Annotated in this window: 1 protein-coding gene; it reads right to left on the bottom strand. The window is 38.4% G+C overall.

What is annotated here, in order from left to right; translation table 11 throughout:
• Positions 1-341, bottom strand: a 341-nt coding sequence (locus ACPYOJ_RS34875; protein WP_481420308.1) for a P-type ATPase actuator domain-containing protein, incomplete at both ends; no start/stop codon positions are given.

Here is a 341-nt window from a genome sequence, read left to right as displayed (position 1 = left end):
GCTTTCCACTTCAAAAACAGCCAGCCCTGAAACGGTAATGGTACCGCTATACACTTTATTATCTTCCGATCTGCTGTCCTTAAAAACAGAAAAACTCTCGCCCGTAAGTGAAGATTCATTAACGGAAAAATCATTACTGTGTACAATTTTCCCATCTGCATTAATAAGACTTCCCTCTTCAGTAATGCATAAATCTCCCACAGCTATTTCAAAAGTGGGGATTTCGATGATCTTTGAATTCCGGATTACTTTACTCAATGGTTCATTGAGCTTTTCAAGTTCTTCCAGAGCTTTTTTGCTTCGGTTATCCTGATAAAAAGAAATTGCGGTAACTCCTACGA

It is taken from the genome of Rhizobium sp. SVR5-9E (assembly GCF_056755095.1).
This window is presented reverse-complemented; position numbering and strand designations above follow the sequence as displayed.